This is a genomic window from Phaeodactylibacter xiamenensis (assembly GCF_965229835.1).
Taxonomy (GTDB): domain Bacteria; phylum Bacteroidota; class Bacteroidia; order Chitinophagales; family Saprospiraceae; genus Phaeodactylibacter; species Phaeodactylibacter xiamenensis.
In genome coordinates, this window is record NZ_OZ245931.1 from 7,625,087 (window position 1) to 7,647,993 (window position 22,907).

The window sequence follows — 22,907 nt, forward strand, 5'->3', positions numbered from 1 at the left end:
GATTTACAGCCCCTCAATGTACGGAATGATCCATCCAATAAAAAAGATCCAGATATTCATAAAACCGGCTTTCCCGATTTTCAAGGGCTGCTTTTTTGATAGCCGATCGCCAAACAGTCAGTGTTTTCGGCCGGTCACGGGGCCCGGTGGCGTTCAGGAGTTGCTGTAGATGTTGCAGGAAGAGCTCCGTACTTTCAGGGTAAAAGCCGGTATGGCTTCTGCGGAAAGACTGTAACAGGTAAGGGAGAAGCTCAACGTGCTGCAGGTCGAAATGGATCATCAACTGCAGCAGGCGGGCAAAGTGGTAGAGTTCTTCGAGCGTTTTTTTGCGGTACCGGTCCAGAAACAGGTTGATCGTAGACTGGGCATCGTCTGCCGCACCATCCAGCCACTGACAGAGGGCAAGCAGGTAGAGTAGCGACTGCTGATTGGGGTAGGAGAGGCGCAGGGCCTGGCGCTGCAGCCTGGGCACCAAGTCGTCAGCCAACTGTCGGCCCCGGCTGTAAGCTTTTCGGGCGACCAGCATATTCGCTTCGAGCAAGGTACTGCGCTCTTCAATGCGTGGGGTAATACCGTGCAGCCGCTTAAAAGCTCGTTGCTTGGGCAGTTGGCGGAGCTGTTTGAGGCCTTCCTCCAGCTCGGCCCAGTTTTGAAGCTGGAAGTGGTCAATGAGCAGGTTTTGGAAAACGGTCAGGTAGCGGGCAGGATAGCGCTCTGTCAAAAAGGGCGCCTTACGGAACAGCCGCAGCATTGCCTGGTTTTGGGCAAAGGCTGCAGCTGGCTCTGCATTCATAAAATGATAGGTGGACAGTGCGCGCCGGGCATCAAGCTGAGTAGCCCACTGAGGGGCATGGAGCGCCTTCCGGAAAGTGGGGCGGTCTACAGCTGGGATTGGGCCGTATCCCTCCCGGCTTCCCTTAGCGCGGACTTTCTGCAAATGCTGAAGGGATACCTCAACGCTGGCGGAGGCGGCTTCCCCAGCCAGGTCAATTGCATTGACGGCGTTTTTCCAGTCTCTTTGCAGGTTATCCAGTCCCTGATGCGCATCAGGCTGGTTTAGGCGCTTTTCCAATAGGGCTTTCCGCAGCAGCAGACACTCGGTTTGCAGGGCGATTAACTGATGCCCTTCAATTAGCTTACGGGCTTTCCGCAGGCGTTTTTCAGCCTGTTCAATTAAGTCCTTTTCCAGCAAGATCCGGGTTTGCTGTAGCAGGCGGCGGCCTTGTTCCAAATCGTGGTCCTGCCGGTGATGGTAGGAAAGGGCCTGCATGAGTTGCTCATACAATTGACGCTTGATCACCGCAAAGTGAGACTTTTTTAAGCCGGTCGTCTGGCGCGCGGCAGCTTCGTCAAACCGGTCTTGTTTGCGCAATATTTCATAGAGCTCAAAATAACCCATCGGGCGCTTTTCGGTATGCCGGTGCGCTAAATGATGGAAAGTGCGTTGCTCTGCCGGGGTCAGCGCTTTTACTAATTGGTAGAGATCAGGCTGAATGGATTTCATTAAAGTCTTAATTTAAAAACTTGTAAAGTCCTTGTAAAATGGATTTAAGCCCAATTTAGGAAAATTAAAGTTTTAATTTATAGCAGCCTTTCCATTTGCAGCCCCGGGTAAATCCCGCCATTTTTGGATCAAAAGAAAAATACATGAAATATCTAAAGACTTTTTTGATGCTTTTTGTCCTGGTCTGCACGGCTACCGGGCAAGATGTACAATGGGAGAGTTTCCTGCTTGCTGAGCGGGCGGGGCAACCATTGGCGACCGAAGGCCGGGTATGGATTCCTACCTCTGCAGGGCTGTTAGAGTATGAGCCGTTGACCGCTTCTGCAACCCCACATAATAAGGTCACCGCCGGGCTGGTATCCAATACCATTGAAGCGGTGGCACAGCACCCGTTGACGAATGACCTGTACATTGGCACCTACGATCTGGCGCTTATGGTCCGCCCGCAGGGCAGCACCACCTGGGAGCACCTGCCCTATCCGGAAAGTTTCAATACCGGCCAGGAGGAAGAGCCGCTTTTATATTGTATGGCTTTTGATGAAGCCGGGGTGCTATGGGTGGGAACTGATATTGGCTTACTGAGCTACAACAACGGTACCTGGTCGCGTTGGGAAAATACGGATAGCCCGCTTTACGGTGCAGTCTGGGGGCTGGACTTTTCCCAGGACGGCCACTTGCTGATTGCCAGCCATGGCGCGTTCCGCAAAGAAGGAGAGGAGCTGGTGCTCCTAAGCCCCGATGAAGATGAGACGGAAGAGCCTTTTTTTGCCTACGGAGGCAGCGCTATCCACGAAGCGCAGGATGGGCAGCTTTGGTTTTTCACTGACCTGGGCACAGTGGGCGCTTTTGATGGGGAAAACTGGAACCACATTACCCATGTCCCTCAGCTCAATATCTTCGGGGCTTCCATTTTCATCACGGAGCCTGAACCGGGAGCACTACGGATTTTGATCCCCACCCGGTCACAGTTTACATGGAATGGGGAGGTTTGGTCTCAGGAAGGTACGTATCAGGACTGGGAAAAGACGCTTTCCCAGTATGAGATGCCGGATGGAGAGCTGCTTACGGTCACAACGGAGGAATTGCAGGTAGAGGGAGGCACTGTGGTTACTTACGGTGACTATCCTTTTGCTGGTCCGCTTTTCCAGTTTAAGAATGATCCTGATGGAGGGCTTTGGGGCAAGGACCGGAGCAGTTCGGTCTTGAATATGGAAGCAGGAGCCGAGCTAACTCTTGAGGGTGAAGAGGGAGGGCCCTTGTCCTTCAGCCGGTACACCTTTGCCGCTGACGGATCATTTTGGTGCGCTGTCGGCCTTTCGGTTGTGCATCAGTCCGGAGCTGAAGTGACGGTATATGACCCGGCAGACAGCCCTTTCCCTGAAGTTTACGGTTGGGAATTGTACCCCGGTCTGTCTGGATCAGAGGTTTGGATAACTACTTACGAGGATGGCTTGTACCGATTTGCTGAGGGGGACTGGGAACAACAGGTGCACCCGGCCTTCGATGAGCGCTACATAAGTGATATTGCTGTAGTGCCCGGCGGGATTTGGGCCACCCTGATCGGCGGCGGAGAAGTTAATGTTGCGTTTTGGGATGGCTCCGAACTGACTATGCTTCAGCAGGGCGATCAGGGCTATGAGGATAATCCGGTCAGTGACCTGAAATATGATCCGGCGACGGGGCGGCTTTGGGCGCTGGGGTACAGCAGCCTTCAGTATCTGGAGGACGGCGCCTGGCATTCCTATGAACTGCCTTTTGGCCCTTCAGAAGGTCAATTTTTTCGGGAACTACTGATACAGGGCGGCCGGAAAGTAATCTGGGATGACGCACAAGCGGCTGTGGAAACGCAGGGCGAATGGGCAGTATACAATGCGGTGAACAGCCCCATGGACAACCACCGCCTTACTGCAGCCGGACTGGATGCCAATGGCGTGCTCTGGCTGTCCCACAATCACCGCGCTATCGCCGAGCGTGTGCAACTGGAAAGCCTTACCGCAGCCGAACCGCAACCTCTAAGTGCAAATAAACCACTTCGAGTCATCGGCAACCCGGTCAGTGATGGCCGCTTAATACTGGAAGCGCCCGTACCGCTCAGCCAGGCCGCGCAAGTACGGTTGTTTGACCAGTCCGGTAAGCTGTTGGAGACCGTTGGATTGGAGGTTGGTGAGGCAATGGTGGGAGCAAACGTCAGCACCCTTGCCGGAGGCTGGTACGTTGCGGTCGTTACAGACGCAGGGCAGCAGTATGTGGCACCATTTGTGGTAGTCAGGTAATTATTTCTTAGTGTTTGTTTGGAGCAAACGAGAGTTGATAATCAAAGAGTTGTGGTTATGACTAAATGGAAAAATGCGCGTTTGGCGGGTGTCTACATCCAGACATTTATCGTCAGGGTCAAATAAGTGTTTTTCCATGACGTTCCCGGTTTGACCGGGATTCACAAGTCTTTGGTTATCAGCCGAAGTGCACCTCCAAACTTACACTTAGCCTGGTAAAAGCAACCTGCCTGCCCGGGTGTTAAGCCGGGCAGGCAGGTTTGTTAGAATGTAAGCTGGGGGCAGGTACACTTACTTAAGCCCCTTGAACTTGATGCCCAGGTCCAGTTTCATGTCCGGATTTTTGAGGTCTTCCCGGGGAATCTCAATGACTACCGTCTCATTGTCCAGGCGAGTAGCATATTTGGAATTCAGTTTTTTCTTTACCTTTCCAGGGAAGTGGATCGTCAGGCGGTAAGGCTCGTCGCCGAGCATGCCCTCCACCATCTGCAATTGCTGCTTGTCTTCTTCGCTCATGTCGCTCATGTCCTGGCCGCGGCGGGAAACGTTCAGGGTTTTGCCAGACAGCGCAAATTGCGTTTGGGCGCCCAGTACATCTTCCATCATTTCGCTTTGTCCGCCCATAGCTGCATAATCGTCCATGCCCATCATCGTCTCCATAAAATTGCCTCCCTGTTTAAATTCGGCAATGTCGTCAAAGGTGTTGATGGTGGTGATTTTGAATAAAGACTCAGATTTTTTGACCTGCATGCGCAGCTGGATATTTGTCATCTCTCTGAATAGCTTAAGATTTGCTTCTTTCTCGGCCTCCGTAATGCCGGCTTCATTGATGTCAACAGACTCAAGGCTATCCAGCAGCATATCCAGATTCTTCCCCTCTTTTTCAAGCTCCCGCGCGACCATATCAGAGAAACGGATCAGCGTATCAACCGACTCGGACTGCAATAAACCTTCCATCATCTTTGTGAAGGGGTCTTTTTCTTCACCTTCTTCCTCCGGCTCGCTGTTGAGCCCCATGAGTATAAAAGGGTAAATACCGCTCAGGTCCATAGTGGACTCGTACCGCCCGCTGCCGTTGGCCTCAATCCAGAGTTCCTCTTCATTGCTGGAGCAGGAGGTAAGCATTGCGGCTACTGCCACGGCCAGGAAATAAAACAATTGTTTCATCAGATTTTTGAATTTTCGGGATGAAGTGATGCTCAAAGATAGGTATTATATTGACCAGGACGTATTTGCCCATTGTAAAAACCAGATAGCTAGCCTATCTAATATGGTAGGAATTCTTTGATCCCAGAAGAAGATTGAAGATATTTGGGACAACTAAGAAACAAACAAAACAGCGATAATATGGAGACCCTCCTGGCTAACGCCCAACAGCATTTTAAAAAGACCTATCAGGACTTGCAGCACTTATTGCAGCTTTTGCAGGATGTGCTCAAAGAGAGCGGGGAAGCCCAGCTCGCAGAGCAGATTCCGTGGATCGGTCAGGCGGGTGTGCCGGATGAACTTACCACCCGCCATCTGCAATTGTACTCTCTGGTTTTTCAATTGATGAGCATGGCGGAAATCAATACGGCTGTTCAGCACCGGCGCCGGGCGGAAGACGAATCCGGAGATCCGGAGCCCGGGCTTTGGGTGGAAGCTTTCCGCCGCCTGCAGGAGGCCGGCGTTTCAAAGGAGGAAGCCCTCAGAGCTTTGCGGCAAATTTCGGTGGAGCCGGTGCTGACCGCTCACCCTACGGAAGCTAAGCGGACTACTGTACTGGAACACCACCGGGAGCTTTACCTCTTGCTGGTACAGCGCGAAAACCAGATGTACAATGCCCGGGAGCGGGAGGAGCTAAACCTGGAGATCAAGGAAAATTTGTACCGCCTTTGGAAAACAGGCGAAATTTATCTGGAAAAACCGGATGTCACCTCAGAACTCCGGAATGTGATGCACTACCTGCTGGAAGTCTTCCCGGATTTGATTCAAATCCTGGACCGCAGGCTGGAAAAGGCGGGCGAGTCCTTTGGGATTGCTCCCGGTACTTTGGCCAGGGCTCATGCCTACCCGAAAATCTCCTTTGGGGACTGGGTGGGAGGTGACCGCGACGGGCACCCTCTGGTCACTGCGGACGTAACGCAACACACTTTACTGCGCCTTCGCCTGAATGCCTTCGTAGCCATACGCCGCAAACTGGCGCGCCTGGTCCGGCACCTGAGCTTTGCCTGTCAGATCGAGGAGCTAATCCCCGAAGCCCAGGAGCGTATCCGGGAAATGGTGGAAGAGTTAGGTGAAAAAACCGGTGAGGAAGCCCTGGACCGCAATAAGGGTGAGGCTTTTCGGCAAATGGCCAACCTTATGCTGGTGAAGCTGCCTGTGGACACACAACGGGGCCACGCCGTTCAGTTGTCCGAGCGCCCGGGTTGTTATTTCCACAGTGAAGATCTGGTGAAAGACCTGACGATGCTGCAGCGGGCCTTGGATGCCCACGGTGCCACCACAGTCGCTTACCGCGAAGTGGTGGTGGTGAAGCGGGTGGTGGAAACCCTCGGCTTTCACCTGGCAGCATTAGATATCCGCCAAAACAGCGCTTTTCATGATCAGGCAGTGTCTCAGCTCCTCAAAGCGGCATTGGTGCCGGATACGGATTTTGGCAGCTGGTCAGAACAGAAGCGCCTGGAGTTCCTCAGCCGGGAACTGGAGTCCGCCCGGCCATTTACCCATCCTGATGCGGTGCTTGAAGACAACGCCCGTGCAGTGGCGGAATGTTATCGCACCCTAAAGTCGCATACCGAAAAATATGGCATCAACTGCCTGGGGTCCTTTATTGTCAGCATGACCCGTTCAGTCTCTGATTTGCTGGTGGTCTATCTGCTTGCCCGGGAAGCCGGGCTGACTGAAATGACGGAGGAAGGCCTGGTTTGTACAGTGCCGGTAGTGCCTCTGCTGGAGACCGTAGATGATTTAGAGCGGGGACCGGAAATCCTGCGCAATTTTCTGGAGCACCCTTTTACAGCCCGCTCCATGCGCTACCTCATGAAGACCCGCCACTGGGAAAAACCCCGTCAGCAAGTTATGGTGGGCTACAGCGACAGCAATAAAGACGGGGGCATAATGGCTAGTCAGTGGTACTTATACAAGGCACAGCAACGGCTCTCCCGCGCTGGCGCGGACATGGGGGTTGATATCCTGTTTTTTCACGGCAAAGGCGGGTCTATCAGCCGGGGTTCAGGGCCAACAGCCGCTTTCCTTAATGCTTTACCCTGTGGTACGCTGAACAGCCGCATACGCCTTACCGAACAGGGAGAGACCATTGCCCAGAAGTATGCCTACAAACTCAACGCCGCCTATAATCTGGAGTTACTAGTGGCCGGCACCTTTGCCCGTACTGTACTGGACCGGCAGGAACCTTGTGAAGGGCATCCGATGGAGGCCATCCTGGAGCGCCTGGCACAGGACAGCCGGGAGCACTATGCGGCTTTGCTTCATACTGATGGTTTTATCCCTTTTTTCCGGCAGGCAACTCCTATCGATGCCATCGAATCCAGTAAAATCGGCTCCCGTCCGGCTAAGCGGACTGGGGCGAGCACATTGGCAGATTTAAGGGCCATCCCCTGGGTTTTTGCATGGGGGCAGTCCCGTTACCATATGACTAGCTGGTATGGGCTGGGTACCGCCCTGCAGTCATTGGAAAAGGAAAAACCGGAGGCTTATACGGCATTGAAAGCACAATGCGAGGATGAGCCTTTCCTCAAGTATGTCCTGCAAAATGTAGACAACAGCGTCGGAGAAGTGGATGAAAGCATCATGGCTGCTTACGCAGCACTGGTGGAAGACGAGGCGATTCGGGAACGTTTCCTCAAAATGTTCCGGCAGGAGCTATCGCTGGTCCGGCAGCAACTGGATCAATTGCTGGGGGGCGATTACGAATCCCGTCACCCCCGCCGTGCCCGTTCCAATGAGATGCGCTCCGTTGTGCTTCAGCCACTTCACCGCCATCAAATTGCACTGCTGGAGCGTTGGCGGGCAGAAAAAGCGAGGGGGGCAAAACAAGCAGCTCACACGCAAATGGAACTGATGCTGACCATCAATGCTATTGCCGGTGCTATTGGCACCACAGGTTAACCGCCAAGCCCGGAATCCAAAGGCATGCTATGAGCTTAGCTGGCTTTCGGATTCCGGGGTCTTATTTACTGCCGGATGATTCTGAATTCTGTACGTCTGTTTTCCTGGTGCATCCATTCCGGACAGTCCACCCCATCTGTACAATCATTGGTCAGCAAAGCCTCCCCGTAACCTACAGGGATCATGCGGGCCTGGTCTATGCCTTCGCTCGTCAGATAGCGGACGATGGCATTGGCCCGGCGCTGACTGAGTTCTTCGTTTGCTACAGCATTGCCATTCGAATCGGTGTGAGAAGAGATTTCGACAACCAGGCTGGGGTTTTTGAGCAGCAGGTCACGGAGCTTGAGCAATTCACTGACTGAGCCGGGCTGTACACTTGAGCGGCCAACATCATAGTAGACATTGAGTTTGTAAGCCATGACAGTAGAGGTATCCCTGCTGCTTGGGCGGCTGGGCTCAAAGTCTTCGAATAAGTCGGTTCTGCTTTGTTCATTGCCCCTGTTATCCGGGCTTTCCGGGTAGTTTGTTGAGTCAGCAGGAGAGGAGACAGGCATGGCTTTGCTCCGGGGCTGCAAAAACAGATTGATATACTGCTCCCGGTTGGGGCCGGTGGCGCAGACAGACTGCTGTGTGACGTGCTCGTAGCCTTCGAGCGTAGCGGTAATGTTGTAGCAGCACTCGTTTTGCAATTCCAGGGTAAACCGTCCCTGCTCATTGGCATAAACAAGATCGGAAGAAGCACAGGTGCCTTCTGATTCCAGTTTGATTTTTACGCTTTCCAGTGGCCGGCCGGAAGTCCGGTCAAATACCACACCTTTAAGGGTTTGCGGTATATCTGGTTGTAAAGCGATGGCCAGGAATAGGGTGTCTGCACCGTTTGGTACGTCATCCGGGCAAATATCAAGCGATTTTGGAAAAAAGCCTTCCTGCCAGCCGGTAAGGGTGGTGCAGGATGGGACCCGGAGCACGATACGGCCACTCGCATTAGTTTGCAGGGTGTCACCGTTTTGAGTGTCAAGTAATTCGGCATGGGGTATAGGCATACCGTTGGTAAGATCAAGGACATCAATCGCAGCAATCCGGCCGCTCCGCCGGAAGAAGTAGATGTCGTCTCCCCCTGCGCCACCCTGTCGGTTGGAGGTGAAATAGCCACTTTCAGAGGCATCCATCATGGCAATCCCGAAGTCATCGGCTGCCGAGTTGAATGGCGCGCCAAGGTTTTCCGGGCGCTGCCAGGTACCGTCTTTACTTTCGCGGGTCACAAATAAATCCATCATGCCTAATCCCAGCAGGCCATTGGAAGAAAAGTATAAATCCCCAGCGGGGCTGACATAGGGGTACAGTTCATCGCCCGGAGTATTAATAACCGGCCCCAGATTAATCGGGCGGCCCCAGGCTCCATTAATACGCACACTTACGTAAATATCGATACCGCCGTACCCCCCCGGCATATCCGAAGCGAAAAACAGCCGGTCACCTTCCGGGCTGAGCGCCGGGAAAGCCACCGCATATTCATCACTGCAGAAAGTCAGCGGATAGAGCGCACTCCAGGTTCCCTGTGGCAGCAGGCGGCCGGTCCGGATCTCCAGTTTTTTGCGCGCCTGGCTCTCGGGGCGGGTGCGTGTGAAAAAGATTTCGTTACCGCTGGCATTGAAGGTGGCCGGGCCCTCGTGCAGGTTTTGAGGTGTCTCAACGTCAAAAGGTCTGGGCATTCCATAAACCATGCTGTCCGCTGTGGTGAGGGTGACCTGGTATAAATGCGCCAGGTGCTGCCCCTCCATTTGGTAACGGTCGCTTGTGAATACCAGCCCCTCCCGATAAAGGACGGGCGAAAAGTCATTACTGGGCGTATTGAAAGGCAAATGGACAATCTCTACCTGCCCTTTTGACTTATTCTGTAGCGATTGATATTTGTCGCAGGCATTGAGCAGGTCTGGTTTGCGGGGGTCAAAGGGGCGTTGTTCCAGATAGATGTTGAACCACCGGATGGCAGCGTCACATTTGCCACTGTGCAATAGCGCATAACCATATTTGAGCTGATGCACCGGCTGGCATTCTTCCATGGGCATCACTAATGCGAACCAGTTGGCTGCAGTGTGGTAGTCTCCAATGCCATAGTAAGCTTCTGCCAGATTGATTTTCGCCTGAGGCACATCCTGCCGTTGCAGTACCTGATGGTACAGAGGGATGGCAGCTTCCAGTTTGCCTTCCGAAAAATAGGAATCAGCTTTGCTTAGGCGGGAACTTTGCCCATACAGGCAAGGCAGGGATAGTAAAAATACCGCAACGAGGGGCCAAAATTTCATAGCAATTGTGTTAAATCGGTTGTTGTCCGGGCAGGCGAAAATATAAAGCATGCCCATGTGTCCTAAAACCTTTTCCAGCCAGACGATTATCTGAAGGCAGTGGAAAAGATTATCTTGTCCGGGTTAGATATCTGCATTTACAGTGGTAGTTCTGAATTGTAAATCATTATATCCAAACAATTGTACGAATTCTTCTACATTTGGTTGCAAAAACAAAGGGCGAATAAGTAAGGCATGAAACAAATTAGTGGAATTTATATATACCCGGTTAAAAGCCTGGGAGGGGTGCAGCTCAGCGAGTCTGCTGTTGGCCCGCGCGGACTGGCCTATGACCGTCAGTGGATGGTGGTTGACATGAAGGGCATGTTTATTACTCAGCGCAAAGTCCCAAAGATGGCTTTGATACAGCCGGTTTTACGGGAGGGGGAGTTGGTTTTAGCGCACCGCCGGGACCGGGATGATTATATGGCTACTCCACTAAGCGGGCCGGAGCAGGATATTGAAGTTTCGGTTCAGGTTTGGGAAGACAGCGTTAAAGCGAAGCTTTGCCGCGAAGAAGTCAACGAGTGGCTTAGTGATCAGCTGGGGACTTTTTGCCGGTTGGTTTACCTGCCGCTGCCGAATGCCCGACCGCTTGCTGAAAAGTACGGCCGCCCCGGGGAGTCCACTCTTTTTGCCGATAGCTGCCCCTTGCTCATCACCGGTGAAGCGGCCTTGCAGGACCTGAACAGCCATCTCGCAGACCCAGTGCCCATGGACCGTTTCCGGCCTAACCTGGTTTTCACCGGAGGCGCTGCCTATGAGGAAGACGAATGGTCATCCTTCACCATCTCAGGCGTGCCCTTTAGAGGTATTCGTAAATGCACCCGGTGCAAGGTGATCAATACAGACCAAACCACAGCAGCCGTATATCAGGAGCCCCTGGCAACACTGGCAACGTACCGTCGTGATGCGCAGGGGGTGAATTTTGGGCTGCATGCTACTTTAGGTGAAGAGCGGGACGCTGCACTAATCCGGCTTGGAGACCAAATTAGCGTCTGACTTCATTCGTGCCTTTGCCTTTTTCATTGTCCCGGAGCGCTTGTTTTTGAAGCGTTTCCCGCAGTGGGGAGCCACTCAGGATGTTTTCCGCTTCTTTGTAAAATGTATCAAGGTACCGAAGCACTTCGGTCCGGTTCTGCCGGTCAAGCAGCTTGAAGTTGTTGATTTCCCGCTCCATTTCCATGCGTTTGAACAGGAAGTGCTGCAGCGTGGAGGACAGCAGTGCGCTGTCTACTTTATTGCCAAGAAAAACCCGTTGCTTCACGGAAATGAGCCCGTAATCTGAATTTGGGATGGCATAAGACGGGTCAACAAAACCTGCGAAATCGAAATCATAAGGTACCGGGATTACGCCGGTGCCAGTATAGGGGCGGACCATTTTGACGTTGCGCATCATGCCGGTATTGTAGTCCGCATTGCCAATCATGTACTGAAACACAGACATAATGTGCTCTTCCTTTTGGGCAAGCTCATCGGCTGGGACATTGATGCACTCTTCGCATTCCTTGCCGCCGGCACGGTGCGCCATTTCATCGGTGTCTTCAAGAATAAACCCATAGCGCCTGATCCTGCTGATCCGGTCCTTGCTGTCGACATAGTCAATACGGACCAACTGTACCCGGTAACTTTTGTCAGAGATGATGTTGTAGAGACGGTAAGCCAGGTATTCCCGTGCAACGTTCTCTCTGGAGGCAAACTTGTCGTCCATACAATGTGTGACGAGTTTGAGCTTGTCATACTCTGCAATATAGCCGCGCTCCATCAGCCGGTCTTTGGAAAAGTTGAGCTTAATGGGCGGGAAATCGCAAACGTTCCGACGAAATTTACCGCGGGGCTTGAGCTTCATATCATGTTGCTCCAACCTGCCCTCAGCATTCTCAAAGGAGAAAATAGCATGCTGGTAATCGTCTTTTTTGCGGTTGTCTATAAGGTAGGAGAGGTCTGTCTCAATGGTGACCTCTAATATTTCCGATGAATACAGGGCATCAAAAATAGTTTGCTTATCTTGAGCAAAACCAAGGGTGCTGAGCCCTGTTATCGCCATTAAAGTGGACAAAAGCCGATTTGTCATAGTTCGTGTTTCGGTTGAGTGAGAAAATGGCGTTCTGTTTTCTATATTAACGAGGCAAAGCTACAGTGGTTCCAAATAAAATTCCACTTTTGCCTGATTAATTCTATGTTAACAGAATAATCAATTGTTTGATTGGAGCAATTGGTGTATAATTTGATTAAGGTCGGAAAAAGGACTATGGATTGACAAAGTATGAAAAAACGACAAAATATTAATTTTGCGCCTGTCTATTACCTGGGGCTGTGGTTAGCCCTTTTTGCACTGTTGGAGTCCTGCCGGGTGCAGCAATTGCCCCCACCGGCGAATACCACTGCCCGGAATATCATTTTTTTAATCGGCGATGGTATGGGGCTGGGGCATATCTCCGCTGCTTTATACGCTAATGATAACAGCCTCAACCTGGAACAGTTCACCCACATCGGCTTTCAAAAAACTTATTCAGCAAACGATTTAATTACGGATTCTGCTGCCGGCGCAACGGCTTTTGCCTGCGGTGTGAAAACCTACAACGGCGCGATTGGGCTGACGGCAGATTCGGCAGCTTGCGAAACGATTCTGGAAGAGCTGCAGGGGCAGGGCTATGCTACCGGACTGGTAGCGACTGCAACCATCGTGCATGCTACTCCGGCTGCTTTTGCTGCGCATCAGCCCATCCGGGTGTTTTATGAAGAAATTGCCGAAGACCTTGCTGCTTCCGGTGTCGATTATCTGGTTGGTGGAGGAAAGCGTTACTTCGACCGGCGCGAAAAAGACGAACGGGATCTCATCCGGGAGATGGAGGGCAACAGCTACTATGTGACCAGTTATCTGGAGCATGAGCTGAAAGACCTTGTGCCCAGCCCGATGAGCCGTTTCTGTTATTTTGCAGCTGATAAGCACCCGCTTACGAAAGCAGCCGGGCGGGACTACCTCCCAAGAGCGGTGTCCATGGGCGCTAGTTTCCTGGGGCGGCGCAGTAATACCGGTTTCTTTTTGATGGCAGAGGGCTCCATGATAGACTGGGGTGGCCACTCCAATGACGGAGGGCTGGTGATTGAAGAAACCAAAGATTTCGACCGGGCAGTGAAGGAAGCCCTGAATTTCGCAAGGCGGGACAGGGAAACGCTTGTTATTGTTACGGCAGATCATGAGTCTGGTGGCATGGCACTCAATCCAGGGTCCTCTTTTGAGTCGATCAACGCCAGTTTCACCACTAATGGCCACACTGCCGCTATGGTGCCTGTTTTTGCTTACGGCCCAGGTGCTGAGCTTTTTGATGGCATTTATGAAAATACGGAAATCTATTATAAGATGAGACAGGCGCTGGGCTTACCGCAAAAGACGGTAGCCGAGGGCAAATGATTGTACTCCTGCATCCTAATTTATTGACCATGAACTATCTAAAGGCACTTCTTCTTTTGGCAGTACTCTTGCTGCCAGCATTATCTTCTGAGCTTTGTGCTCAATCTACCTCAAATTTCGCCCCTGAACTTTACGATGGACTGGAATGGCGTAATATCGGACCGTTCCGGGGCGGGCGGAGCTGCGCCGTGACGGGGGTGCCCGGGCAGCCCAATCTGTTCTACTTTGGAAGCACCGGTGGTGGCGTCTGGAAGACGAAGGATGGCGGGCAGACCTGGGAAAATATTTCCGATGGTTTCTTTGGCGGCTCCGTTGGTGCAGTAGCAGTCAGTACCTATGACCCTAATGTGATCTACGTGGGCGGAGGAGAAAAAACCGTACGTGGCAACGTTTCCTTTGGCTATGGTATCTGGAAAAGTGTGGACGGTGGTAAAACCTGGGAACAGAAAGGCCTTAAAAATTCCCGTCATATAGGGCGCATCCGTATTCATCCCCGCAATCCGGATATCGCCTACGCAGCAGTGATGGGCGACCTGTTCAAAAGCTCAGAGGAGCGGGGCGTATACCGCACCACTGACGGTGGGGATACCTGGGAGCGTATCCTTTTTGCCAATGCGGATGCCGGCGCGGTAGACCTTCTACTTGACCCTGCCAATCCACGGGTAGTTTATGCATCTACCTGGCGTATTCGGCGTACGCCCTACAGCCTGGAGAGCGGTGGCGAAGGCTCTGCCCTCTGGAAAAGTACAGACAGTGGCACGACTTGGGAGAACCTTTCCGAAAAGGAAGGGTTCCCGGAAGGGCCGCTGGGCATTATTGGGGTTGCGGTGTCACCAGTTAATGCAGAGCGGGTATGGGCACTGGTGGAAGCCAAAGATGGCGGTGTGCTGCGCTCGGAAGACGGAGGGGAAACCTGGTCGCGCATCAACGACAGCCGCTCCCTGCGACAGCGGGCCTGGTATTATACCCGCATCTACGCGGACCCAAAGGACGAGGACGTAGTGTACGTGATGAATGTCCGCTACCATAAATCCAAGGATGGCGGACGTACTTTCAAGGCTTACGCTGCACCTCATGGCGACCACCACGATTTATGGATTGCTCCCGAAGACCCTGACCGTATGATTATTGGCGATGATGGCGGTGCGCAGGTGACTTTTGACGGGGGCGAAAACTGGACTACATACCACAATCAACCTACCGCACAGTTTTACCGGATTACGACCGATAATGACTTTCCCTACCGCATCTATGCTGCACAGCAGGACAATTCGACCATCCGTATCCGCCACCGCACAGATGGCAGCAGCATAGGGGAGTCCGACTGGGAATCAACAGCCGGAGGAGAAAGCGCCCACATTGCGGTGGACCCCACTGACAACGAAATCGTTTTTGGAGGCAGCTACGGCGGCTACCTGACCATGAAGAATCATCGCACCGGAGAGCGCCGGGCGGTCAACGTCTGGCCGGATAACCCGATGGGCTATGGTGCAGAAGGCATGAAATACCGGTTCCAGTGGAACTTCCCATTGTTTTTCTCGCCCCACAACCCGGAGAAACTCTACGCGGCATCCAACCACCTGCACGTCAGTACCAATGGCGGGCAAAGCTGGGCTGTGATCAGCCCGGACCTGACCCGTAACGATTCCACCAAGCTGGGCCCCTCAGGAGGGCCTATCACTAAAGATAATACAGGCGTGGAGTATTACTGCACCATTTTTGCTGCCACCGAATCACCCTACGAGCGGGGGCTCATTTGGACGGGCTCAGATGATGGCCTGGTGCACTTGTCCCGTGATGGCGGAGAAAACTGGGACAACATCACCCCAGGGGATTTCCCGGAATGGCTTATGGTCAACAGTATCGACCCCGATCCCTTCAACCCTGGAGCTGCCTTTATAGCCGGCACCCGTTATAAGCTGGGCGATTATCAGCCTTACCTGTACCACGTAACGGATTATGGCAACAACTGGCGGCTCATAGTAGATGGCATAGCCGAGGAGCACTTCACCCGGGTCGTCCGGGCAGATCCGGACCGGGAGGGGTTACTTTACGCCGGGACCGAAAGCGGCATGTACCTTTCTTTTGATAATGGCGGTTCATGGGCACCCTTTCAGCTCAACCTGCCTATTGTGCCCATCACGGACCTCGCTGTAAAGGAGCAAAATTTAATTGCTGCCACACAGGGCCGCAGCCTTTGGATGATCGATGACCTGACGCCCCTGCACCAACTCAGGCCGGATATGGATACGGCAACGGCTCACCTTTTCCAACCCATAGACAGCTACCTGATGGATGGCGGGCAGCGCAAAAACCTGAAAACAGCCGGCACCAATCATCCCGTAGGTGTAATGGTACACTTCTTCCTTCCGGAAACAGTGGTGACCGATTCTCAAACAGTAGCTCTGGCTTTTTATGAGGAGTCTGGTAAGCATATCCGCACTTTCTCCACAGATGCCAAAGACAAAGAGGATAAACTGGAGGTGGAAGCCGGTGCCAACACCTTCAACTGGGACTTGCGTTACCCCAAAGCCAAAGAAGTAGAAGGTATGATTCTGTGGTGGGCAGGGCTTAGTGGCCCGGAAGCGGTGCCCGGGTACTATACGGTCAGGCTGATGACGCCTCAGGACACCCTGGAGCAGCCCTGGCAATTGAAAAAAGACCCACGCATTTCTTCCACCATCAGTGACCTTCAGGCCCGCTTTGACTTTATGCAATCGGTCAATGAAAAAGTCTCTGAGGCACATCAGGCGATCACGGATATCCGGGAAGTGCGCAAGCAAATGCAGCCGTTTATGCAGCGTTGGAAAGGGCAGGAGGAATATAAGGGCCTGCTCATGGAGGCAGAAGCTATAGATTCTGTAATGACAGAAGTGGAGACGGCTTTGTACCAAACCAAAAACCGGAGCCGTCAGGACCCGCTGAACTTTCCCATTAAACTGACCAACAAGCTGGCGCACATCAATGCGCTGGTTGGTTCGGGGAGTTTCCCACCTACCGAACAGGACCGGCAAGTAAAGGAAACTCTGGCCCGGCAGATCGATGAACAGCTGGACCGATTTTACGCCTTGAGGGAAAAAGCAATTCCAGCGTTCAACAAAGCGGTAAAGGCCCGGGCTGTGGACGTTATCATGCTAAAGGAAAGCGATTAAAGAATTTGCCAGGCCCTTTTATTTGGTTTTAAGATATATTTTCAAAATAAAAAGGCGTGGAATCTCAAATTTTAAGTTGGTTTATTTGGATAGAATTTGTACATTTCTAATGCAAATTCGATTCTTTCACAAAATGACAGAGCCATGCATATAACGTATGATGAGCTGAGGGAGATCAAGCACCGTCTCCCAACCGGAAGCGTAAAAAAGATTGCCAATGAATTGGGGCTTCAGGAACAAACAGTCCGGAATTACTTTGGTGCGAAGAAATTTGAGAATGGGGATATTATTGATGCCCACATTCAGCCCGGGCCGAATGGCGGGATTGTCAATCTGGAAAGCACTGCCATCCTTGATGCCGCGCGGCGTATCCTCGGAGAGGAAGAAGTTTTGAGTTAGATAGAACTGGAGATTATAGAATTGCAAAACAACAAAAGCGCCTCTATCCGCAGCAGGGTAGGGGCGCTTCTGATTTTACCGGTCAGGTTTAATCGGTTTATCAGGCAGGAAAGCCACCATAATGCTTACCGGTTTCCCATTCGTGTAGCGGTAGATGTTCAGGTTGCCGCAGGTCGCTATTGACTACTTTCCCAATAAAGAGGACGTGGTCGCCATCTGTTTTTACCTGATCAGCAAGTTCGCATTCCAGGTAGCCGATACCGCGGTCGAGTATGGGGGCTTCCGTTGCTGTTCCGTTTAGGAAGTCATAACCATTGATGGTCTGATCCTTCCGGATGACACTATCTTTGGCGAAATCGTCCACAAGTGCTTTATCCTCTTTGCCCAGGATGTTTAGGGCGAAGGACCCGGCTTTGGGAATGGTTTCGTTCAGGTCTGAATCTTTGGCTACAGCAATAGTGACCATTGGAGGCTCGAAGCTGCTCTGCATGGCCCAGCTGATCGTCCCCGCCGCAATATAGTCGCGGTCGCGGGTAGACAACTCCTGCCGGTCTGCCCGGGTCGTGACAACGTGAAAGCCATAAGTGATTTTTTCCAGCACATCTTCTTTTGCGCGTATGGTATCCATAAATTTTTCATTTTAATTACACTTTGGTAACGGGAGCAACCAAATCTGTGTTCGATTTAACCGCCCGGCCTTGGGTCAGCCCCTGAAATTCCAAGCTTTTGCCTGTTTCTGACCGTCAGAACTACCTGTTTTTTTGTATTTAATTTTTACCTTTGGACCGCTAAAAAAGCCTCAGAAAATTACTGTCACCAAATACTAAAAACTGAACAATAGAATATGAGCGGATCTAAAATCACCATTGAAAATGGAAAACTAAACGTACCTAACGATCCCGTCCTGCCTTTCATTGAAGGCGATGGCATTGGTCCTGATATCTGGGCGGCTTCTGAGCGCGTACTTGATGCAGCTGTTGAGAAAGCCTACGGAGGGGAACGCAAAATCCACTGGAAGGAAGTGTTGGCTGGTCAGAAAGCATTTGACCAAACTGGCGAATGGCTGCCTGAGGAAACGCTTGAGGCCATCAAAGAATACCTCGTGGCTATCAAAGGCCCGCTGACGACCCCGGTAGGTGGTGGTATCCGCTCCCTGAACGTTGCTTTGCGGCAGAAGCTGGACCTGTTTGCCTGTGTACGCCCGGTACGTTGGTTCACAGGCGTGCCTTCTCCGGTAAAGAACCCCGGTGCAATTGACATGGTCATCTTCCGGGAAAATACAGAGGATATCTACGCGGGTATTGAATACCTCAACGGTACTCCTGAAGCAGAGAAAGTGAAGAAATTCCTCATGGAAGAGATGGGCGTGACTCAGATTCGATTCCCGGATTCTGTTTCATTAGGTATCAAGCCGGTTTCGGTGGAAGGTACAGAACGCCTGGTCCGTGCCGCAATTGACTACGCACTGGATCAGAAGCAGCCTTCTGTGACCCTCGTTCACAAAGGAAACATCATGAAGTTTACCGAAGGTAAATTCAAGGACTGGGGCTACGAAATGGCAGAGCGGGAGTACGGCGACAAGGTCTTCACATGGGCGCAGTACGATCGCATCGTGGCGGAGCAAGGCAAGGAAGCAGCCAACAAGGCTCAAAAGGAAGCCCTCGACAAAGGCGCACTGCTTATCAAGGATTCCATCGCAGATGCCTTCCTGCAGCAAATCCTGACCCGCCCGGCGGAATACTCAGTTATTGCAACACTTAATCTCAATGGAGACTACGTTTCTGATGCCCTTGCTGCACAAGTTGGTGGTATCGGGATTGCGCCAGGTGCGAATATCAATTATACTACGGGCCGTGCGATCTTCGAAGCGACCCACGGTACCGCGCCAAAGTACGCTGGCCTGGACAAAGTCAACCCAAGCTCTGTTATCCTTTCCGGTGAAATGATGCTGCGCTACATGGGCTGGAACGAAGCGGCTGACCTCGTTGTGAAAGGCGTTGAAGGCGCCATCGCAGGCAAGCGCGTAACTTATGACTTTGAGCGTTTGATGGAAGGGGCGACCCTGCTGAAGTGCTCTGAGTTTGGTACAGAGATTATTGAGAATATGTAATTTGAATAAGGCCTCGCCTGATGCAGGCAGCTGAAAACAGATAACGGTGGTGCTTTTCGAAAGAAAGGTGCCGCCGTTTTTTATTGCCCGCTCAGACCGCCCCCGATGACTATCTGTGGTAAAACCGCAACCTAACGTATGTCTGTGTTTTTTCTCATGCTGAGCGAACATTCCTGATACGGAGGCTGGTGATGATTGCAGGGGTGTGACCTGACAGGCAGCCCCGGAGTATTGTCGTCTCAGGTTAGCCGAAACTAAAAAAGCGCTACCCCGGAGTTTCTCCGGAGCAGCGCTTTTTTTATTCCTGTCAGAATAATGCGCTTAGCGCACTACGTTGAACTTCATGGTCTTTGTACCCTGCTCTGTGCTCAGGCGTACCAGGTAAGTACCTGCCGCCAGTTTGCTGGTAGGGATTTGTACGGTTTCGTTAGTCAGGCCATCTTCGTACTCAAAGAGGTTGATAACGCGGCCATCGAGGTCAGCAACGACCAGCATAGCCGGTGAGTTGCCATCGAGGTCGAAGCGTACATTCAGCTGATCGTTTACAGCGACCGGGTTCGGGAAAATATTCATTGAAGCTTCTGGCAGTGCGATGTCATCACTAGTCGTAGCCAGGGCAATACGCATCCGTACTACAGAAGTTGTTTCGGGGCCAAAGCCACCGAGGAACCACTCAGAAGTACGCACGACAGTTGCGATCTGGAAGTACATGAAGTCATCGTTGGTACCAGAGAATACATCCGTAGACTGATCTGCCCATTCAGACACCACGATGTAGCGTGCGCCTGGCTCAAGAGGAATGGGGTTGCCATCGAGGTCAGTGAGTGGAGCTGAGATGAGTTCACCTTCTTCGTCATCCGCAAAAGTGTGGAAGCCAAAGCCGATTTCCAGAAGGTCTTCAGTTTCGATACTTGAATCGAAGTTGTCGAAGTTAGCATCTACGTTATCCGCAACTTTGTAGAGGAAGATGGTTGTGTTTTCTCCGCCCATGGGCCCATCAGCAGCATTCTTTGTACCGCCGAAGAAAACCTCGCTGGTCACAAACTGCTCAGTAGCGATAGTGCTCATCTGGTAAAGGTTACCCATTTGGTAGTCGGCCTGATTACCAGGACGGGTGCCGCTTTCCAGTGCAGGCTCTTTAGCGAAAAGGTTAGAAGAGACCCGGAAGTTGTCCTGCTTGCTGTTGTTCAGCGGGTTAAAGTCTTCTGTATCCTGAGCATATACATCGTACCGTACCACGTATTCACCAAGTGTTAGGTCTTCCGGTACGAAAGGGTTTGGCAGTTGAATAGTAGAATCCCGGTAAAAAGGAGGGAATTCTGCAATTACCAGGCTGTCTTCCCACACCAGTTCTGTTTGCGTATCTGTAACGCGTTCCAGGATACTGGCTTTCACAACCATATTGTTAACAATCTCTTTACCAAAGTTGGTAATGTCCACTTCGAAACCAAAGGTGTCTGTTGCGATTTGAGAAATTGGCGTGGAGAAGCTGGCAGGTGGGTAGAAAAAGTCGCCCATTTCCAGCTCCTGGTCCATTGGAGTGATCACCTGAATGTCATCAATCAGCCAGTAGTAATAACGGCCGTTCCAGGTGAAACGGATTTGCACATGAGGCTGCCCTCCCGCTACTTCGCTGATATTTACGAGTTCAAGGTCGGTTGCTCCACTGCTGCCATTGCCGGTTACTTCCGGATTAATAGGAAAGTCTACCCAAGTGTTGCCGGTATCCACAGATACCTCCAGGATGGTAGACACGGCATTAGCATTGGCTCGTGCAGACTGATTGAACGCCAGGTACAAGGTGTCAAAGCCCACACAGCTGAAAGGTGGAGAAGTAAGGCTGCCAGAGTGTGTACCAGGGAATGGCCCCTGACCTACGCCAACGCCACCTCCATCGTACACGTCAGAATTGTACATGGCTACACCATTGGATACGGTAGGGGACTGAATGGTGCCTCCTGCGCCCCAAAACAAGGCATCGAGTACTTCGCCATCCACAATTGCCGATTCAGCTGTGCCGTCAGCAGACCATTGCCAGATTGCACCTTCAGGGTTGCCCGGGCTGATGGTCCAGGTATCGGGAATGCCGCCATCAAAATCTTCCTGGAATAGGGTGTCAGTCTGTGCTGTGCCACTAATAGCTAGTAGGCATAGCGCCAGCAAAGGGAGTAGTGATTTTTTCATAAATAGTTGATCGATTAATATTGAATTGAAATGATTCGTTCTTGAATTTGTTGGTGGGGTCTTGGAGGATTTAGTCTCCTGACATCGCTGGTTTACGCTGCGATTATATAAGAAAGACGATACCAAAAGGCATAAAGTTGCTAAACTGCTCCGGAACATGAAGGATTGTCATCCGGAAGCACTTTTTTGTTTTTTTGGCTGTAAAATTAGGATAATTAGCCCCGGGGTCAGGTGCATCTGTCTTGTCCGGGGCAAAATAGCTATGCAGAAAAGGAAGTTCCGCAGCCGCAGGTATCCGTAGCATTAGGATTATTAAAGGAGAACCCTCTGTTGTTGAGCCCTTCTTCCCAGTCGATCTCCATCCCAAGCAGATAAATTCCGTGTGCTTTTTCCATAAGGATCTTAATGCCGGCAACTTCGTACACCTGATCATTCTCTTTGGGGAGGTCAAAGCCAAGTTTATAGGAAAAGCCTGAGCAGCCTCCACCTTTAACGCCTACGCGCAGCCCATGGTCATCAGAAATGTTCTGATCTTTTTTGATTTGATTCAGCGCTTTGATAGCACCTTCAGTCAGTGCAATGGGAGCCTGTTCTACTTTAACATCGCTCATATCCGGATAAGCTGTTTTTAAGTTTATGGTTAATCTGCATAACAAATCTAAGTGCTATGCGATAATTTACCAAACGTAACAACCTGCTGCCGGGTTTGGTTTGAAAACAATTTTGCCTTAATTTTTCCAGGCATCACGGGAGAGTTTCCTGGCCACCAGGATAATTCTGTGCGTTTTTTCGATTAAGGTCCTTAGTTTTGCAGCCCAACCGCTCAGCCTGCGTAATCAAAATGGCAGTCAGGCGGTGACTATTCCGGACACTCAATACAAAACGAACCTATGGAAATCCTTCTGGAGATCATCAAACTTACCATACCCGGACTGCTGACGTTTCTGGCAGCCTATTTTGTGCTAAAGACCTACATGGAAAATCAGCAAAAGCTCCAGCACCTTAAAATGCAGCAGGAGCAGCAAAAGTCCTCCCTGCCACTGCGCTTGCAGGCCTATGAGCGTTTATCCCTGTTTTGTGAGCGGATTTCCCTGCCCAACTTGCTGCTGAGAGTCCGTAAACCGGGCATGTCCAATGGTGAGCTTAGGGTGTCATTGTTGCTGGCGGTCCAGCAGGAGTACGAGCACAATATTACCCAGCAGGTTTACGTCTCCTCCCAACTTTGGGAAATCATCAAGCTGGCCCGGGATGAATCGGTCAATGCCATCTCCATTATAGCGGAGAAAGCAAATGCCAAATCCGATGCAAAAGAACTGACAGGGATGCTGCTGAATTATGTCAATCAGCAGGAAGTTATGGCCGTTGAAAAAGCCCTGCTTGCCATTAAAAGAGAGGCGGCTACCCGATTATAATGC

15 protein-coding genes are annotated in these 22,907 nt (G+C 51.7%); 8 read left to right on the plus strand and 7 right to left on the minus strand.

Annotation, left to right across the window (positions count from 1 at the left end; all coding sequences use genetic code 11):
* Positions 1–13: 13 nt before the first annotated feature.
* Positions 14–1,504 carry a hypothetical protein gene (locus tag ACO08I_RS29125; protein WP_421947956.1) on the minus strand — a complete coding sequence of 497 codons (1,491 nt, stop codon included), beginning with the start codon at positions 1,502–1,504 and terminating at the stop codon, positions 14–16.
* 143 nt (positions 1,505–1,647) lie between these two features.
* On the opposite strand from ACO08I_RS29125, the gene ACO08I_RS29130 reads away from it, so the two are divergent.
* Positions 1,648–3,777 (plus strand): hypothetical protein, encoded by a 2,130-nt coding sequence (locus ACO08I_RS29130; protein ID WP_421947957.1) that lies wholly within the window; start codon positions 1,648–1,650, stop codon positions 3,775–3,777.
* Between the two features lie 291 nt (positions 3,778–4,068).
* On the opposite strand, the gene ACO08I_RS29135 is transcribed toward ACO08I_RS29130, so the two are convergent.
* Positions 4,069–4,944, minus strand: a complete 876-nt coding sequence (locus tag ACO08I_RS29135; protein WP_282775447.1) for a hypothetical protein — start codon at positions 4,942–4,944, stop codon at positions 4,069–4,071.
* Positions 4,945–5,124: 180 nt separating this feature from the next.
* Here ACO08I_RS29135 and ACO08I_RS29140 point away from each other — a divergent pair, with 180 nt between their 5' ends.
* Positions 5,125–7,887 (plus strand): phosphoenolpyruvate carboxylase, encoded by a 2,763-nt coding sequence (locus ACO08I_RS29140; RefSeq protein ID WP_421947958.1) that lies wholly within the window; start codon positions 5,125–5,127, stop codon positions 7,885–7,887.
* A 65-nt stretch (positions 7,888–7,952) separates the two neighbouring features.
* Here the strand turns inward: ACO08I_RS29140 and ACO08I_RS29145 are convergent, their stop codons facing one another.
* A complete protein-coding gene (locus tag ACO08I_RS29145) occupies positions 7,953–10,193 on the minus strand; it encodes an OmpA family protein (protein WP_282775445.1) in 2,241 nt (746 codons plus the stop codon).
* Between the two features lie 234 nt (positions 10,194–10,427).
* On the opposite strand from ACO08I_RS29145, the gene ACO08I_RS29150 reads away from it, so the two are divergent.
* Positions 10,428–11,234: an MOSC domain-containing protein gene (locus ACO08I_RS29150; RefSeq protein WP_421947959.1), complete on the plus strand. Its 807-nt coding sequence runs from the start codon at positions 10,428–10,430 to the stop codon at positions 11,232–11,234.
* On the opposite strand, the gene ACO08I_RS29155 is transcribed toward ACO08I_RS29150, so the two are convergent.
* The gene (locus tag ACO08I_RS29155; protein WP_282775443.1) at positions 11,224–12,306 is read right to left on the minus strand and encodes a hypothetical protein; all 1,083 of its coding nucleotides are present in this window, start codon (positions 12,304–12,306) and stop codon (positions 11,224–11,226) included. The two genes, ACO08I_RS29150 and ACO08I_RS29155, sit on opposite strands and share 11 nt — an antisense overlap.
* A 192-nt stretch (positions 12,307–12,498) precedes the next feature.
* Between ACO08I_RS29155 and ACO08I_RS29160 the strand changes: the two genes are divergently transcribed.
* From ACO08I_RS29160 to ACO08I_RS29170, 3 genes are all read left to right on the plus strand, one after another.
* On the plus strand, positions 12,499–13,647 hold the full coding sequence (locus ACO08I_RS29160) for an alkaline phosphatase (RefSeq protein WP_282775442.1): 1,149 nt from the start codon (positions 12,499–12,501) through the stop codon (positions 13,645–13,647).
* Between the two features lie 29 nt (positions 13,648–13,676).
* The gene (locus ACO08I_RS29165) at positions 13,677–16,799 is read left to right on the plus strand and encodes a WD40/YVTN/BNR-like repeat-containing protein (protein ID WP_421947960.1); all 3,123 of its coding nucleotides are present in this window, start codon (positions 13,677–13,679) and stop codon (positions 16,797–16,799) included.
* A gap of 144 nt (positions 16,800–16,943) precedes the next feature.
* Positions 16,944–17,198: a DNA-binding protein gene (locus tag ACO08I_RS29170; RefSeq protein WP_044225020.1), complete on the plus strand. Its 255-nt coding sequence runs from the start codon at positions 16,944–16,946 to the stop codon at positions 17,196–17,198.
* Positions 17,199–17,298: 100 nt separating this feature from the next.
* On the opposite strand, the gene ACO08I_RS29175 is transcribed toward ACO08I_RS29170, so the two are convergent.
* Positions 17,299–17,826 carry a flavin reductase family protein gene (locus tag ACO08I_RS29175; protein WP_044225022.1) on the minus strand — a complete coding sequence of 176 codons (528 nt, stop codon included), beginning with the start codon at positions 17,824–17,826 and terminating at the stop codon, positions 17,299–17,301.
* 216 nt (positions 17,827–18,042) lie between these two features.
* On the opposite strand from ACO08I_RS29175, the gene icd reads away from it, so the two are divergent.
* Entirely contained in the window at positions 18,043–19,308 is a 1,266-nt protein-coding gene (gene icd / locus ACO08I_RS29180) for an NADP-dependent isocitrate dehydrogenase (RefSeq protein WP_044225024.1), read from the plus strand.
* A gap of 321 nt (positions 19,309–19,629) precedes the next feature.
* Here icd and ACO08I_RS29185 read toward each other — a convergent pair whose 3' ends face one another.
* Positions 19,630–21,492: a T9SS type A sorting domain-containing protein gene (locus tag ACO08I_RS29185; RefSeq protein WP_044225025.1), complete on the minus strand. Its 1,863-nt coding sequence runs from the start codon at positions 21,490–21,492 to the stop codon at positions 19,630–19,632.
* A 260-nt stretch (positions 21,493–21,752) separates the two neighbouring features.
* Positions 21,753–22,103, minus strand: coding sequence for a HesB/IscA family protein (locus tag ACO08I_RS29190; protein ID WP_044146864.1), 351 nt, complete (start codon positions 22,101–22,103; stop codon positions 21,753–21,755).
* Between the two features lie 279 nt (positions 22,104–22,382).
* On the opposite strand from ACO08I_RS29190, the gene ACO08I_RS29195 reads away from it, so the two are divergent.
* Complete coding sequence (locus tag ACO08I_RS29195) at positions 22,383–22,904, plus strand: hypothetical protein (protein ID WP_052516239.1); 522 nt, start codon at positions 22,383–22,385, stop codon at positions 22,902–22,904.
* Positions 22,905–22,907: the final 3 nt, after the last annotated feature.